The organism is Enterobacter cloacae complex sp. IR5450, assembly GCF_049238665.1.
Classification (GTDB): Bacteria; Pseudomonadota; Gammaproteobacteria; order Enterobacterales; family Enterobacteriaceae; genus Enterobacter; species Enterobacter hormaechei_C.
The window spans coordinates 123,461-138,947 of sequence record NZ_JBMKIC010000002.1 but is presented as its reverse complement, the minus strand read 5'-3'; the positions used below and the strand labels follow the sequence as shown (position 1 = coordinate 138,947).

Sequence of the window (15,487 nt, the reverse complement as noted above, 5' to 3'; positions counted from 1 at the left end):
CCAACGGTTGGAGGATCTTGTTGGCCGGGTAAGGCGAAGCCGCCACCCGGCACAACTCCATTAGCTAAACACCACCTGCGCCCAGCGCGCCAGCCCTGCTGTAACGGAGCCAAAGTCATCGCCGCCGGCAATCGGGATCCCCGGCAGCTGTTCCGCCAGCGCTTTCTTGATCAGCGGCGAACGGGCGCTACCGCCGGTCAGGTAAATCACGTCCGGCTTCACTTTGCCATTCTCAAGCGCCAGCTGCACCTGCTCCAGAATACGCTGAAGCGGCTGAGTCAGCGCCATTTCCAGCCCTTCCTGGGTGATAGCCGTAGCCAGATCGTCACTGATAAACGGCAGCGAAACCGCATGCTCAGGACGATCGGAAAGGGCGATTTTGCTCTCTTCGGCGGTGCGCACCACGCGGTAGCTCAGGCGCTGACGCCACACCTTATACAGCAGCGCGACCTTCTCTGCATCCTGTGCATCACGCACCAGATCGTTGAGGAAACGGCCATTCGCGGTGCTGTAAAAATCACTCTGGGCAGGGACGTCGTTGATGGCAATCGCGTTCCACCACGGCAGGATCGGCAGGGCGATGCCTTTCTCGGTTTGACCGCCCATGCCGAGCAGCGGCATCAGGCTCTTGAATGCCAGGGCAATATCCAGATCGTTACCGCCCACTCGGCAGCCGCTGTGCCCCAGCAGACTGTTTTCACGATCGCGACGGTGATGCCACTTCGGACCCATCAGCAGTAATGAGCAGTCCGTCGTTCCGCCGCCGATGTCCACTACCAGCACCCGTTGTTCTTCTGTCAGCGTGGCTTCAAAATCCAGCCCCGCTGCAACCGGCTCATACTGGAATACCACGTCACGGAAGCCAGCCCGGTGCGCTGCACGCTCAAGGATCCCCTGCGCCTGCTGGTTGGCTTCGTCGCCGCCCAGCCCCTGGAAGTTGATCGGACGGCCAATCACCGCCTGGGTGATGGCATCCGGCACCTGGGACTGCGCCTGATTACGGATGTGCAGCATCATCGCGCAGACCAGATCTTCAAACATCGCCACTTGCTGTGGCTTCAGGCCGCTGGCGCCGAGGAAGGATTTCGGCGATTTAACGAAGTAGACCTCTTCCGGATCTTCAATGTACTGCCCGAGGGAAGAGAGGCCGAACTGCACGCTGGAAGGGGTAACGTCGATATCTTCCTCGCGGTTAAAGCTGACCGCACGGCGCAGCAGCGCCTGGGTTTCCGCTGCGGTAGCAGGAACCTGATGATGGCGGAACAGCCACTCGCTCACCGCTTCACGCGTCGGCGCACAGAGCATTGACGGCAACAGCGTACTGCCGTTTTCCATTTTCAGGAGCTGCGGTTGTCCGTTTTGCATTATCGCAACCGAGCAGTTTGCGGTGCCATAGTCGAATCCAATAAACACAATAAATCCCCATGCCGGTGAGAAGGGGCGAGACTTTAGCGAAATGTCTGCCAGGCGACAACAGGAATATGAAAGCAAGGCGCAACGCGATCTTTCGGTTTATGCTGAGGTAAATACAAAAGGAGAGACAATGTACACCCTGAACTGGCAACCGCCTTACGACTGGTCGTGGATGTTTGGCTTTCTTGCCGCGCGTGCGGTCACGGGGGTTGAGACCGTTACGAAGGATTACTACGAGCGCAGTTTTGGCTATGCCGGGCACAAGGGCGTTTTCCGGGTTACGCCAGACAGCGCAACCCATACGCTTGCGGTGTCGCTTAGCCCTGGCCTGATCCCGGTGGCGGATATCTGCCTGGACCGCATCGCCCGCCTTTTTGACCTCGATTGCGACCCGCAGCACATTGCACAGACCCTCGGCGATCTCGGCGCGGCGCGGCCGGGGTTACGTTTGCCCGGCGCAATGGATGCTTACGAGCAGGGCGTGCGCGCCATTCTTGGACAACTGGTAAGCGTGGCGATGGCGGCTAAACTGGCGTCACGGGTGGTGGCGCTGTGCGGTGAACCCATCCAGGACGCGCCGGGCTACCTCTGCTTTCCTCCGCCAGAGGTACTGGCCGCGGTGGATCCGCTGGCGTTGAAAGCACTCGGGATGCCGCTCAAGCGTGCGGAGTCGTTGATTCATCTGGCGCAGTCGGTGGTGGACGGTGAATTCCCGCTGTTCCCGCCCGCGAACGTTGAGGACGGGATGAAGGCGCTACAGCAGCGCCCCGGCATCGGGCGCTGGACCGCGAATTATCTGGCCCTGCGCGGCTGGCAGGCGAAGGATGTTTTCCTGCCGGATGATTATCTGATTAAACAGCGCTTTGCCGGTATGACGCCCGCGCAGATCCGTCGCTACGCCGAGCGCTGGCAGCCGTGGCGCTCGTATGCGCTGTTACATATTTGGTACACCGACGGTTGGTCGCCGTCAGTTGATGGCGAAATAGCTGGTATTCAGCAGTAGATCGAGCGGCTGCGCTTCCCCAATGGTGTCGCCGTAGATAAAGTCAACGCCGATGCCCGACAGCGTATTCATCATGATCGACTGATGGCATGGCCCGGCAATGGTTTTTATGCCCAGACGCTGGGCATGGCCCTGAATGATGGTCACCATCATCTCGTCCATCAGATTGCCGTGGACGTTGGTCACCACGTCTGCATCCAGCAGCAGATAATCAGCGGTGTTGGCGCTGAGCTGGCTGAAGACGTTCATATCGCGTCCAACCCGCGACAGCACCACGCGACAGCCAGCCTGACGAAGCTTTTGCAGACCCTGCTGCACGTTTTCATCCGTATTGCTCAGCACATCAGCGGCAATCGCCAGATGCAGCAGCCGCGCCGGCAGCGGACCTTTGGAAATGAGGTCGAGCAGCTCATCCACCAGCGTGACGCTGGCTAAACCCGCTTCTGAGAGCGGCAGCGCGACGCCCATTCCTTTGGCCGCCACCTGTGCGGCATAGGTACGGAAGAATTCGCTGAAGATACGTCGGTCCAGGGCGTGCAGCAGCTCCGGCTCCGCCAGCCCGGCGCGGAAGGCATGCTCTTCCAGCACTTCCCCCTGGCTGGTCCACAGCCGCAAGGAAATCAGCCAGAAGCTACTGCTCTCGGGAATGCGCGGCGAGGCGACGCTGCGGGCGATCATCAGCAGATGGTTATCTTTAATCATGTGCCACTGCTCATCCAGCGACATCATGCTGCGCGTGCTGTGGATCCTCTCCTGCTGGGGTTCGTAGACGGTGACCACGCCGCGCCCGCTGTTTTTCGAGGCGTAGCAGGCGATATCGGCCTGAGACATCACTTCCGCAGCCTGATAATTGGTGTCGTCAATCAGCGTAATCCCCGCACTGGCACCAATACGGTGCAGGCGTCCTTCCCAGGAAAAATGATAGTTGTTGATGGCGTCGATCAACCGGCCCGCAATGTAGCGTGCGCTTTCGACGTTGCAGTCCGGCAGCAGCAGGCCAAACTCGTCGCCGCCCAGACGCGCCAGCACGTCGCTGGAGCGCAGCATGGTCAGCATCAGCGAAGAGAGTTCGCGCAGGAGCGCGTCGCCCGCCGCGTGGCCTGCCGTATCGTTCACCGCCTTAAAACGGTCAAGATCGATAAAGACCAGCGCGTGATGCTGATGGGTCTCCTGTACTGTCTGCAACAGACGCTTCAGATGGTTTTCAAAGCTGACGCGGTTCGCCAGGTGAGTCAGGGCGTCATGTGAGGCGCTGTAACTCAGCTGGCGCAGCATTTTGCGCGACTCGGTCACGTCCTGAATCACCAGCACCGAGCCGATGGTGTTACCTTCCAGAGTGCTGAGGGGGGTAATGTTGTAATGAATGTCGAAACTGCCGCCATTGCGGCAGTTAAGCACCACGTCCTGTTCGATATCGGTACGGGACATATCGCCGCTGTGGATGTTTTCCATTAACGGACCGTTCTCGCCAAAGGTAATGTGCAGCACCTTCAGAACGGGCTGACCCAGCGCTTCGCTTTGCGACCAGCCGCTCATCTTCTCGGCGACCGGGTTCATAAAGGTGATGTTCATGTCGATATCGGTGCACAGCACCGCTTCGCCGATGGAGTCGAGGGTGATATGCAGGCGCTCTTTTTCCTGGAACAGCGCCTCGTTCAGCTGCTTCACCTCGGTCATATCCATGTTGATCCCTAACAGCCGCTCCACTTCGCCCTGTTTGTTCAGTACCCGGTTCGCCAGCGAACGAATGTGGCGGATGCCATCCTTGACGCGAATGCGAAATTCCAGCTTGAAAGGCACCCTGGCCTGAAGGGATTCTCGCAGCACCTGTTCGGCGTGGGTGCGATCTTCAGGCACCATGGCCGCATGCCAGAGCTGCCAGGTGGGTTTAATGTGCGGGGGGATCTCGTACAGCTCAAACATCCGCTTATCCCAGCTGATCACGTCCGGCTCGAGATCCCACTCCCATATCCCGATGCCACCGGCTTCGTTCGCGAGGGTGATACGCTCCATCAGGCGCTTATTGACCCACTCGGTCTGTTTCAGGTCGTTGATATCTTCAATCTGGGCAATAAAGTAGAGCGGGGTGCCGTCGGTATGGCGCACAACGGAGACGGCCAGCAGCGCCCACACCACCGCGCCGCTGCGAGTGTAGTAGCGTTTTTCGAGGCTGTAGCTATTGATCTCCCCGTTAATCAGCTGTCCCAACTGCTCCAGGTCGGTATTTAAATCTTCTGGCCAGGTTAACTGCTGAAACGTGAGCGACTGGAGTTCAGACTGGCTGTAACCGAGAAAATTGCACAGCGCCTTGTTGGCCTGGAGCCACTGGCCCTCAATGCCCACCAGCGCCATACCAATCGCGGAATATTCCATCGCATTACGAAAACGTTCTTCGCTTTCCGTAATATGTTTACGCTCGGCCCGGAAGGCATACATCACCATCGTCATAATATTGGCGGGGAGCAGCATCATCAGGAAGGGGAGCCACGGCGCGTTGAAGGTGACGATCATGGAGGAGGGCGTCATGGAGAGCGGATTTCGCGCCATCATCAGGGACACCATCATGATGGTGAATAAAAATATCAGGAACGCTTCCATACGCGGCAGACGTACCGCGCTCCACATCAGCAGAACGATGATGCAGGTGAATGGCCACGGCAGCCAGGTGATTGCCGTCCAGCAAAGAACCAGCGTAACGACCAGGGTCACCAGCGTTTCCAGCAGCAGTTTCGGATTGCGGTGGCGCAGCAGGTAATGCGGTTTAAACAGCAGACCTAAAGGCACCAGCGCCAGCGCGCCAATGGCCTCTGAAAGTACCCAGACAAGGAAATTACGCAGCGGCTCCGCGCTCGGCACCAGAAAATGAACCAGAACGCCCCCCACCAGCGGCGGCACAAGGGCACTGCCGAGGGCAAGCCGGACCCAGTCGTTGAGGTTTTGCAGCGGATTATACCAGGGGAGCAGTTTACGCAGTAACAGCGCGCCAACCGTGGCCTCAATGATATTGATCGCCGTGTAGGTGATGTTGAGCGATTCCCATGAGAAGAGCATCCACGAGGCAAAGATATTGCCAAAAGAGCAGGCGAGGGCAATGCCGGGCCACATTTTTCCCGCGTGGCGGTAAAACGCTACCATCATTATTGAAGTCGGGAACCACAATGGCGCCAGCAGCGTACCGAAGCGAGTCAGCTCGAGGGAAAATAAGGTGAAGATGAACGTGACCAGACCCAGACAGACAAGCCGCAGTAAAGGATGTGGGGTAGTAACCAAAACCCGCTGGTATTGTTTATTCATTACCGCTCTATCCAGGGACGCCATGTTGTCAGGAGCCAGGTCCGGACGCGTGAAATTAATAATTTGGTTTATGCTAGTACAAACATTTTACAATTCATATGCCGAGTGCTCAGATTTTGACTTCATAGACTTATAAAATAGTTACTCTGCGAAGAATGGTGATGAAATGGTGAAAATCCGCGCGTAAAAATTTCGCTAAAGGCGTGAAACGGCGCTTTTCAGCCCGCCTCGCATAACCTGCGCATTCGACTGGTATCACGCCCCCGAAATCCCTATAATTGCCGCGTTTGACGCTCCGGCGTCGTCCTTCCTTACATCCAGGTTAATCAGGTCGCTAAATTTATGACTGATAAGTCTCATCAGTGCGTCATCATAGGCATCGCCGGCGCATCGGCTTCAGGTAAAAGTCTTATTGCCAGTACGCTTTATCGCGAACTACGTGAACAAGTGGGTGATGAGCATATCGGTGTTATTCCCGAAGATAGCTATTACAAAGATCAATCCCATCTTTCGATGGAAGAGCGCGTAAAAACCAACTACGACCACCCCAGTGCGATGGATCACAGCCTGCTGTTCCAGCATCTGGAAGCGCTAAAGCGCGGCGAGGCAATTGAGCTGCCCGTCTACAGCTACGTGGAACATACCCGCACCCAGGAAACGATCCGTATCGAGCCCAAGAAGGTGATTATCCTTGAAGGGATTTTGCTGCTCACCGACGCCCGTCTGCGCGAATCAATGAACTTCTCGATTTTCGTCGACACTCCTCTGGATATCTGCCTGATGCGGCGTATCAAACGCGACGTTAATGAACGTGGCCGCTCCATGGACTCGGTGATGGCGCAATATCAGAAAACCGTTCGCCCGATGTTCCTGCAATTTATTGAGCCTTCGAAACAATACGCCGATATTATCGTGCCTCGTGGCGGTAAAAACCGTATTGCCATTGATATCTTAAAAGCGAAAATCAGTCAGTTTTTTGAATAAGCCGTGTGAATTGTGTACCGTTCAGAGATAACCTGGTTTTGCCCTGACGCCGTAAGGCTTCAGGGCGCGATGCACGAAAGGAGAAAGTGCCATGCGTCTTTGTGACCGCGATATAGAAGCCTGGCTGGATGAAGGCCGCCTGTCTATCACCCCGCGTCCGCCGGTTGAGCGTATTAACGGCGTGACCGTCGATGTGCGTCTGGGGAATAAATTCCGCACCTTCAGCGGCCACACGGCACCGTTTATCGACCTCAGCGGGCCGAAAGACGAAGTCAGCGCGGCGCTGGATCGCGTCATGAGCGACGAAATCGTCATCGACGAAGGAGAGGCGTTTTATCTCCATCCCGGCGAACTGGCGCTGGCGGTGACCTTTGAATCGGTCACGCTGCCTGCGGATCTGGTCGGCTGGCTTGACGGACGCTCTTCCCTGGCGCGTCTGGGCCTGATGGTGCACGTCACCGCGCACCGTATCGATCCGGGCTGGTCGGGCCGTATCGTGCTGGAGTTCTTTAACGCCGGTAAACTGCCGCTGGCGCTTCGTCCGGGAATGATGATTGGTGCGTTGAGCTTCGAACCGCTGACCGGCCCGGCAGACCGTCCTTATAACCGCCGTCAGGACGCAAAATATCGCGACCAGCAGGGTGCGGTTGCCAGTCGTATCGATAAAGACTGATCTGTGAGTTCACTGAGGAAGCCATGAGAAGAGTTCTGACAACGCTGATGATTTTGCTGGTGGTGCTGGTGGCTGGCCTTTCAGCGTTGGTGCTGCTGGTTAACCCGAATGACTTCCGGGCCTACATGGTGCGGCAGGTGGAAGCGCGCAGCGGGTATGAACTCAAGCTGGACGGGCCCCTGCGCTGGCACGTCTGGCCGCAGCTCAGCATTCTCTCCGGACGTATGTCGCTCACCGCGCCGGGCGCCGCGCAGCCGCTGGTGACGGCGGATAACATGCGTCTTGATGTTGCGCTCATCCCGCTCTTATCCCATCAGCTCCAGGTTGAACAGGTGATGCTGAAAGGGGCGGTGATTCAGCTTACGCCGCAAACCGAAGCCGTTCGTCAGGCGGATGCGCCGGTCGCACCGCGTGAAAACACCTTGCCTGACGTCCCCTCTGATACCGGCTGGTCGTTCGATATTGGTAATCTGAAAGTTGCTGACAGCGTGCTGGTTTTCCAGCATGAGGATGACGAACAGATCACCGTACGCAATATCAATCTCAGGATGGAGCAGGACGCCAATCATCACGCCACCATGGAGTTCTCCGGGCGGATCAACCGCAATCAGCGCGATCTCAACCTGTCGATGAACGCAAACGTGAACGCTTCTGACTATCCGCACCAGCTGACGGCGGACGTTCAGCAGCTCAACTGGCAGCTGACCGGCGCGGATTTACCCGCGAAGGGGATTGCCGGCCAGGGCACGATGCAGGCGGTGTGGCATGAAGAGCGCAAACAGCTCGAACTGAACGCGCTCAACCTCCAGGCCAACGACAGTTCCCTGAAGGGGCAGGCGAGCGTCACGCTTGATGAGAAACCTAAGTGGGTGCTGGATCTGCAATTCGACAAGCTGAATCTCGAGAACTTGCTTCCGCTCCAACCGGTGAACGCGACCGATGAGGGAGCCACGCAGGTAGGGCAAAGCCAGGCCACGCAGTCGCGTCCGGTGATCTCCTCAAATCTCGATCTGCCTGACTACAACGGCCTGCGCGGATTTACCGCCGACATTCTGCTGAAAGCGAACAGCGTGCGCTGGCGTGGAATTGATTTTACCGACGTCAGCAGCCAGATGTTCAACCACAACGGCCTGCTGGTCATCTCCGAGCTCAGCGGAAAAATGGGAGCAGGGAACCTCTCGCTGCCGGGCACGCTGGATGTACGCAAAGACGTTGCCAGCGCCGCGTTCCAGCCGCGTCTGGAAAACGTTGAAATTGGCACCATCCTGAAAGCCTTTAATTACCCAATTGCCCTCACGGGGCAGCTGTCGCTGGCAGGGGATTTCTCTGGCACGAAGATTGATGCGGATGCCTTCCGTCGTAGCTGGCAGGGGCAGGCGCACGTTGAGCTGAAAGATACGCGCATGGAAGGGCTGAACTTCCAGCAGCTGGTGCAGCAGGCGGTAGAGCGCAGCAGCAGCGTGAAAGCGAATGAAAACTACGACAGCGCAACCCGTCTCGACAGCTTTACCAGTGAGCTTGCCCTCGACGACGGTCAGCTCTCGCTTGACGACATGCAGGGCACTTCGTCACTGCTGGCGCTGACCGGAACCGGCGCGCTGGATCTGGTGAAAGAGACGGCAGACACCCGCTTCAACGTCCGCGTGAAGGCTGGCTGGGAAGGCGAAGGCCAGCTTGTAGAGTTCCTGAAAGAGACGCCGATACCGCTGCGCGTTTACGGAAAATGGCAGGCGCTGAATTACAGTTTGCAGGTCGATCAGATCCTGCGTAAGCACCTTCAGGGTGAAGCGAAACGTCGGCTGAATGACTGGGCGGACCGCAATAAAGAGACTCAGTCAGGTAAGGACGTGAAAAAACTGCTCGATAAGCTGTGATGCCTGTTGTGCCGGGTGGCATGTACGGCCTGATGCCCTCACCCTGGCCCTCTCCGACGGGGAGAGGGAGCAAACACTAAAAACGGCAACGAGGTTGCCGTTTTGCTTTTTACCTACACCTCAAAATCCATCTCATCTTCACCGCGCAGCGGTATCAGCTGCACCTTCTGCACGCGATGGCTCTCAACCTGCAAGGTTTTGAGCATGTAATCCCCCACCTGGACCTCTTCCCCCGGCTGCGGAATACGTTGCAGATTTTCCATCAGCAAACCGGCGATGGTGTGGTATTCGCGCTTCTCGTCCAGCGGAAGCGGAACGAACTGCACCAGATCTTCAAGCGGCATATGGCCGTTGGCGGTCCAGCTGCCGTCGGCGTTTTTCTGAATATCGTGGCGCGCATCGATCTCATCCACCTCATTAGGCAGATTACCGGCGATGGTTTCCATCACGTCGCTGAGCGTCACCAGCCCTTCCACAGAACCAAACTCATCAACGACAAACGCGAAGTGGGTGCGCGCGTTGCGGAACTGCTCCAGCGCGGAGAGCAGCGGCAGCGCTTCCGGGAAGACCAGCGGCTGGCGCACCAGCGCGCGCAGGTTTAGCGGCTCGCCGTGAAGCTGCTGTTGCAGCAGGTCAATCACGTGTACCACGCCCAGCAGCTCTTCTTCCTCTTCACCGCCGGTCACGACCACGCGGGTGTGCTGGTTTTTATCCAGCAGGGCACGGATCTGCTCTTCCGGCGCCGTCAGGTCAATATGCTCAATGTCATGGCGGGAGGTCATGATACTGCTCACTGTGCGCTGGTTGAGGTTAAGCACGCGCTCTATCATCCGGCGTTCCTGCGGGTTGAAGATCTGCCCGTCGCTGTGGTCGGCAAGCATCGCCGCGGATTCAGCATCCAGCTCGGCATCCTCTTTTTTGCCGCTCAGCAGGCGCATCACCGTATCTGCGGTGCGCTGCCGTAATGTCTGGTTCGCGGAAAGAAAACGGCGACGGTTGAAAATGGCCAGTTGGTTGAGAAACTCAATCAGCACCGAGAAACCAATGGCGGCGTACAGATACCCTTTCGGGATATGGAAGCCAAAACCATCCGCTACCAGGCTAAAGCCAATCATCAGCAGGAAGCTCAGACAGAGGATGACGATAGTCGGGTGACTGTTCACGAAGCGCGTCAGGGCTTTACTGGCGAGCACCATCAGGGTGATGGCGATGATCACGGCGGCCATCATCACCGCCAGATGGTCAACCATCCCGACGGCCGTGATCACGGAGTCGAGAGAAAAGACGGCATCCAGCACCACTATCTGTGCGACCACCGGCCAGAATTTAGCGCCGCGTCGCTGGGTGGGGTTTTCACTGTCTTTTCCTTCCAGCCGCTCATTAAGCTCAACCGTGGCTTTGAACAGCAGGAACAATCCGCCGAAAAGCATGATCAGGTCGCGGGCGCTAAAGCTCAGACCCTGCACGCTGAATAAGGGTTTGGTCAGCGTCACCAGCCACGAGATTGAGGCCAGTAACAGCAGACGCATCACCATGGCGAGCAGAAGACCCGTCACGCGGGCGCGGTCGCGTTGTGAAGGGGGTAATTTATCGGCAAGGATGGCGATAAACACCAGGTTATCAATGCCGAGCACTAATTCGATGACGACCAGCGTCACCAGCCCGGCCCAGATTGATGGATCGGCAATCCATTCCATAGTAAATGCAATACCTTCTGTTATATGACTAATGTCACACTTCGATCATGGATAAAGCCGACGGAAATTGCAATGCCGGGGTGAGATTTCTCTTAATGCTACACTCAGGTAAACCCCGTTTGCCGGGCGGTGTAAATAAGTTAATTGCGAAGGTTTAATTACAGAAGTCGTTATTTAGGAAATATCGCAATAAATGGTCCGGCGTTCTATTTTGTCAATATAAAGAAAATCCGAAAACCTTAAAACTTTGCTCTTAATATTAATCTTAAAAACGGATATTAGGACGGTTGTCTCCTTGCCTGCTATTAGGTTAGCTGCAACAATTCTTCCAGCATCAAATGTTAAAACTCCTTGTTGCTATTTTGTTTCGGTCTTTGGTGAAGGTTATACATTATCAATCGCCCCTGTGAGGCGTTTGATATATTTCGCAAAAGGCCTTATCCAAGAGGGTGTCTAACCATAACGCATTGTTTAGTCAGTGGATTGGTAACTGAAAGCCAAGGGCGGTAGCGTGCCTGAAAGCGTGTGAATCAGCCTCAATTATTCTGTCAATAGCCAATTGATGAATAAGCTTTTTTTAGGACTGATGCCAGTTATATTGCTAAATGATTAACTGCATTCTGATTGTCACCTCGACCCGCGCTTATTTTAATTGCACAGGATAATTACTCTGCCAAAGTGATAAATAATCAATGATGAAATCCAAAATGAAATTGATGCCATTATTGGTGTCTGTGACCTTGATGAGTGGTTGCACGGTCTTTCCCGGCAGCAATATGTCGACAATGGGCAAGGATGTGATTAAACAGCAGGATGCTGATTTTGATCTCGACAAAATGGTGAATGTGTATCCATTAACCCCACGTCTGGTGGAACAATTACGCCCACGTCCAAATGTTGCTCAGCCAAATATGTCTCTGGACCAGGAAATTGCCTCTTACCAGTATCGCGTGGGTCCGGGTGATGTCATTAACGTGACCGTCTGGGATCACCCGGAGCTGACCACGCCTGCGGGCCAGTACCGCAGCTCAAGCGACACCGGTAACTGGGTACAGTCCGATGGCACCATGTTCTATCCCTACATTGGCAAAGTGCACGTCGCGGGCAAAACGCTTGCTGAGATCCGTAGTGATATTACCGGCCGCCTGGCGCAGTACATTGCTGACCCGCAGGTGGACGTTAATATCGCCGCGTTCCGATCCCAGAAAGCCTATATCTCTGGCCAGGTCAATAAATCCGGCCAGCAGGCTATTACTAACGTCCCGCTCACCGTTCTTGATGCGATCAATGCCGCAGGCGGCTTAACCGACGGCGCTGACTGGCGCAACGTGGTGCTAACCCACAACGGCAAAGAGCAGCGCATTTCGCTTCAGGCGCTGATGCAAAACGGTGACCTGACCCAGAACCGCCTCCTCTATCCGGGCGACATTTTGTACGTGCCGCGCAATGACGATCTGAAAGTGTTCGTGATGGGTGAAGTGAAGAAACAGAGCACCCTCAAGATGGACTTCAGCGGTATGACCCTGACCGAAGCGCTGGGCAATGCGGAAGGCATCGACCTGACCGCCTCCAACGCCAGCGGTATCTTCGTGATCCGTCCTATCAAAGGCGAGAACGCGAAGGGCAAGATTGCCAACATCTACCAGCTGGATATGTCCGACGCGACGTCGCTGGTCATGGCAACGTCGTTCCGTCTCCAGCCGTACGATGTGGTCTATGTCACCACCGCGCCGGTCGCCCGCTGGAACCGTCTGATCAACCAGTTGCTGCCTACCATCAGTGGCGTTCGCTACATGACGGATACGGCGAGCGACGTTCATAACTGGTAAGCCGCGATGTTTAACAAAATTCTGGTGGTGTGCGTGGGGAACATTTGCCGTTCCCCCACGGCTGAAAGGCTGTTGAAAAATTACCAGCCTGCGTTAACGGTCGACTCCGCAGGGCTGGGCGCGCTGGTCGGAAAAGGTGCCGACGAACGTGCCGCAAGCGTTGCCCTTAAGCATAACCTCTCACTCGACGGGCACGTTGCCCGTCAGGTCTCTGGCCGGATGTGCCGGGAATATGACCTGATCCTCGCGATGGAAAAACGCCACATTCACGCGCTGTGCGATATCGCACCGGAGATGCGCGGCAAGGTGATGCTGTTTGGTCACTGGGATGGTGAGCGCGAAATTCCCGATCCGTATCGCAAGAGCCGCGAGGCCTTTGAGGCGGTATACACCTTACTAGACCAGTCTGCCCGTCAGTGGGCGCAGGCACTGAAAGCTCAGCAGGGATAACAATGACAGAAAAAACAAGACCTTCTGCCGCCCCGACGTCGGGCAGTGATGAAATCGATATCGGTCGCCTGGTCGGGACCGTTATTGAAGCGAAATGGTGCGTGCTGGGTATTACCGCCATTTTTGCCGTGGCGGCGATCGTTTATACGCTGTTCGCGACGCCTATTTACAGCGCCGACGCGCTGGTGCAGATCGAACAAAATACCGGAAACTCGCTGGTTCAGGATATCGGCTCGGCGCTGGCCAACAAGCCGCCGGCATCGGAAGCCGAAATTCAGCTGATTCAGTCGCGCCTGGTACTGGGCAAAACGGTTCACGACCTGGGGCTGGATATCGCGGTCACCAAAAACACCTTCCCGGTGTTTGGCGCAGGCTGGGATCGCCTGATGGGGCGCAGTAACGATACGGTAAAAGTGACCGACTTCGTGATCCCAAAAGGGGCAGGGGACCAAACCTTTACCCTGACCGTGCTGGGACCAAAACAGTATCAGCTGACCAGCGACGCGGGCTTCAGCGCGCGCGGCGAGGTGGGGCAGATGCTGACCAAAGAGGGCGTCAGCATCAAGGTCAGCGCAATTCAGGCGCATGAGGGCGGGGAGTTTACGGTCACCAAATTCTCGACGCTCGGGATGATCAACAACCTGCAAAACAACCTGACCGTCACCGAAAACGGCAAGGACACCGGCGTTCTGAGCATGACCTTCACCGGTGAAGACAAGGATCAAATTCGCGACATCCTCAATAGCATCACCCGCAACTATCTGGAGCAGAACGTTGAGCGCAAGTCAGCGGAAGCCGCAAAAAGCCTGGCGTTTCTCAGTAAACAGCTGCCGGAGGTGCGCGCCCGTCTGGATGACGCTGAGAACAAGCTGAACGCGTACCGTCAGGACAAGGATTCCGTCGATCTGCCGCTGGAGGCGAAATCGGTTCTCGACTCCATGGTGAATATTGATGCGCAGCTGAACGAGCTGACCTTCAAAGAGGCGGAGATTTCCAAGCTCTATACCAAACGTCACCCGGCGTACCGCACGCTGCTGGAGAAACGTCGTACCCTGGAAGAAGAGAAGGCGAAGCTGAATGACCGCGTGACCGCGATGCCGAAGACGCAGCAGGAAATTGTACGCCTGACGCGTGATGTGGAATCCGGCCAGCAGGTTTACATGCAGCTGCTGAACAAACAGCAGGAGCTGAAAATCACCGAAGCCAGCACCGTCGGCGACGTGCGTATCGTTGACCCGGCGATTACCCAGCCGGGCGTGCTGAAGCCGAAGAAGGCGCTGATTATCCTCGGCAGTATTATTCTCGGCCTGATGCTTTCCATCGTCGGCGTGCTGCTGCGCTCGCTGTTCAACCGCGGTATCGAAAGCCCGCAGGTGCTGGAAGAGAACGGGATCAGCGTGTACGCCAGCATCCCGCTCTCCGAGTGGCAGAAGTCCCGTGACAGCGTCAAAACCGTTAAGGGCGTCAAGCGTTACAAACAGAGCCAGCTGCTGGCCGTGGGTAACCCGACTGACCTGGCGATTGAAGCGGTGCGCAGCCTGCGTACCAGCCTCCACTTCGCCATGATGCAGGCCAAAAACAACGTCCTGATGATGACCGGCGTTAGCCCATCAATCGGTAAAACCTTCGTCTGCGCCAACCTGGCGGCGGTGGTGAGCCAGACCAACAAGCGCGTGCTGTTGATCGACTGCGATATGCGTAAGGGCTACACCCACGAGCTGCTGGGGACCAACAACGTTAACGGACTGTCGGAAATCCTGCTCGGTAAAGGGGAAATCAGCGAGAGCGCCAAGCCGACGTCGATTCCGAAATTTGACCTGATCCCGCGTGGACAGGTGCCGCCGAACCCGTCTGAACTGCTGATGAGCGAGCGCTTCACGCATCTGATTGAGTGGGCGAGCAAAAACTATGACCTGGTGCTGATCGATACCCCACCAATTCTGGCGGTCACCGACGCTGCCGTGGTAGGGCGTCATGCGGGCACCACGCTGATGGTCGCACGCTATGCGGTGAACACCCTTAAGGAAGTGGAAACCAGCCTGAGCCGCTTTGAGCAGAACGGTATTGAGGTGAAGGGGGTCATTCTGAACTCCATCTTCCGCCGCGCGACCGGGTATCAGGATTACGGCTACTACGAGTACGAATACAAGTCTGACAGTAAATAACAAAATGCACCCCACACCCCTCACCCTAACCCTCTCCCCAAAGGGGAGAGGGGACTGTTCGGTGCTGGATTTGGGGGACGAACGTAATGATAACCACTGGATGCC

The 15,487-nt window shown here is 56.4% G+C and carries 10 protein-coding genes; 7 read left to right on the top strand and 3 right to left on the bottom strand.

Features of this window, described 5'->3' with window-relative positions:
• Window positions 1-60: 60 nt before the first annotated feature.
• Window positions 61-1,413: a molecular chaperone gene (yegD, locus tag ACOTYB_RS02990; RefSeq protein ID WP_023314478.1), complete on the bottom strand. Its 1,353-nt coding sequence runs from the start codon at window positions 1,411-1,413 to the stop codon at window positions 61-63.
• 130 nt (window positions 1,414-1,543) lie between these two features.
• On the opposite strand from yegD, the gene alkA reads away from it, so the two are divergent.
• Window positions 1,544-2,416: a DNA-3-methyladenine glycosylase 2 gene (gene alkA, locus ACOTYB_RS02985; protein WP_003862082.1), complete on the top strand. Its 873-nt coding sequence runs from the start codon at window positions 1,544-1,546 to the stop codon at window positions 2,414-2,416.
• On the opposite strand, the gene ACOTYB_RS02980 is transcribed toward alkA, so the two are convergent.
• Window positions 2,381-5,710 carry a diguanylate cyclase gene (locus ACOTYB_RS02980; RefSeq protein ID WP_421765742.1) on the bottom strand — a complete coding sequence of 1,110 codons (3,330 nt, stop codon included), beginning with the start codon at window positions 5,708-5,710 and terminating at the stop codon, window positions 2,381-2,383. The two genes, alkA and ACOTYB_RS02980, sit on opposite strands and share 36 nt — an antisense overlap.
• A gap of 342 nt (window positions 5,711-6,052) precedes the next feature.
• On the opposite strand from ACOTYB_RS02980, the gene udk reads away from it, so the two are divergent.
• From udk to asmA, 3 genes are all read left to right on the top strand, one after another.
• Complete coding sequence (gene udk / locus ACOTYB_RS02975) at window positions 6,053-6,694, top strand: uridine kinase (RefSeq protein ID WP_000130320.1); 642 nt, start codon at window positions 6,053-6,055, stop codon at window positions 6,692-6,694.
• 91 nt (window positions 6,695-6,785) lie between these two features.
• A complete protein-coding gene (dcd, locus tag ACOTYB_RS02970; RefSeq protein ID WP_013097886.1) occupies window positions 6,786-7,367 on the top strand; it encodes a dCTP deaminase in 582 nt (193 codons plus the stop codon).
• Between the two features lie 23 nt (window positions 7,368-7,390).
• On the top strand, window positions 7,391-9,241 hold the full coding sequence (asmA, locus tag ACOTYB_RS02965; protein ID WP_220153213.1) for an outer membrane assembly protein AsmA: 1,851 nt from the start codon (window positions 7,391-7,393) through the stop codon (window positions 9,239-9,241).
• 113 nt (window positions 9,242-9,354) lie between these two features.
• Here the strand turns inward: asmA and ACOTYB_RS02960 are convergent, their stop codons facing one another.
• Window positions 9,355-10,938 (bottom strand): TerC family protein, encoded by a 1,584-nt coding sequence (locus ACOTYB_RS02960; RefSeq protein WP_023314474.1) that lies wholly within the window; start codon window positions 10,936-10,938, stop codon window positions 9,355-9,357.
• A gap of 692 nt (window positions 10,939-11,630) precedes the next feature.
• On the opposite strand from ACOTYB_RS02960, the gene ACOTYB_RS02955 reads away from it, so the two are divergent.
• The 3 genes from ACOTYB_RS02955 to wzc are packed head-to-tail and all read left to right on the top strand — an operon-like array spanning window position 11,631 to window position 15,382.
• On the top strand, window positions 11,631-12,767 hold the full coding sequence (locus ACOTYB_RS02955) for a polysaccharide export protein (protein WP_003862079.1): 1,137 nt from the start codon (window positions 11,631-11,633) through the stop codon (window positions 12,765-12,767).
• Between the two features lie 6 nt (window positions 12,768-12,773).
• Complete coding sequence (gene wzb / locus ACOTYB_RS02950; protein ID WP_220153212.1) at window positions 12,774-13,217, top strand: low molecular weight protein-tyrosine-phosphatase Wzb; 444 nt, start codon at window positions 12,774-12,776, stop codon at window positions 13,215-13,217.
• A gap of 2 nt (window positions 13,218-13,219) precedes the next feature.
• Window positions 13,220-15,382: a tyrosine-protein kinase Wzc gene (wzc, locus tag ACOTYB_RS02945; protein WP_220153211.1), complete on the top strand. Its 2,163-nt coding sequence runs from the start codon at window positions 13,220-13,222 to the stop codon at window positions 15,380-15,382.
• The last annotated feature ends 105 nt before the right edge of the window (window positions 15,383-15,487 follow it).

Excerpts from the sequence above, each read along its gene's own strand:
- alkA (WP_003862082.1), top strand. The coding sequence starts at position 1,544 with ATGTACACCCTGAACTGGCAACCGCCTTACGACTGGTCGTGGATGTTT.
- udk (WP_000130320.1), top strand. The coding sequence starts at position 6,053 with ATGACTGATAAGTCTCATCAGTGCGTCATCATAGGCATCGCCGGCGCA.
- wzc (WP_220153211.1), top strand. The coding sequence starts at position 13,220 with ATGACAGAAAAAACAAGACCTTCTGCCGCCCCGACGTCGGGCAGTGAT.
- asmA (WP_220153213.1), top strand. The coding sequence starts at position 7,391 with ATGAGAAGAGTTCTGACAACGCTGATGATTTTGCTGGTGGTGCTGGTG.
- dcd (WP_013097886.1), top strand. The coding sequence starts at position 6,786 with ATGCGTCTTTGTGACCGCGATATAGAAGCCTGGCTGGATGAAGGCCGC.
- ACOTYB_RS02960 (WP_023314474.1), bottom strand. The coding sequence starts at position 10,938 with ATGGAATGGATTGCCGATCCATCAATCTGGGCCGGGCTGGTGACGCTG.
- ACOTYB_RS02955 (WP_003862079.1), top strand. The coding sequence starts at position 11,631 with ATGATGAAATCCAAAATGAAATTGATGCCATTATTGGTGTCTGTGACC.
- wzb (WP_220153212.1), top strand. The coding sequence starts at position 12,774 with ATGTTTAACAAAATTCTGGTGGTGTGCGTGGGGAACATTTGCCGTTCC.
- ACOTYB_RS02980 (WP_421765742.1), bottom strand. The coding sequence starts at position 5,710 with ATGAATAAACAATACCAGCGGGTTTTGGTTACTACCCCACATCCTTTA.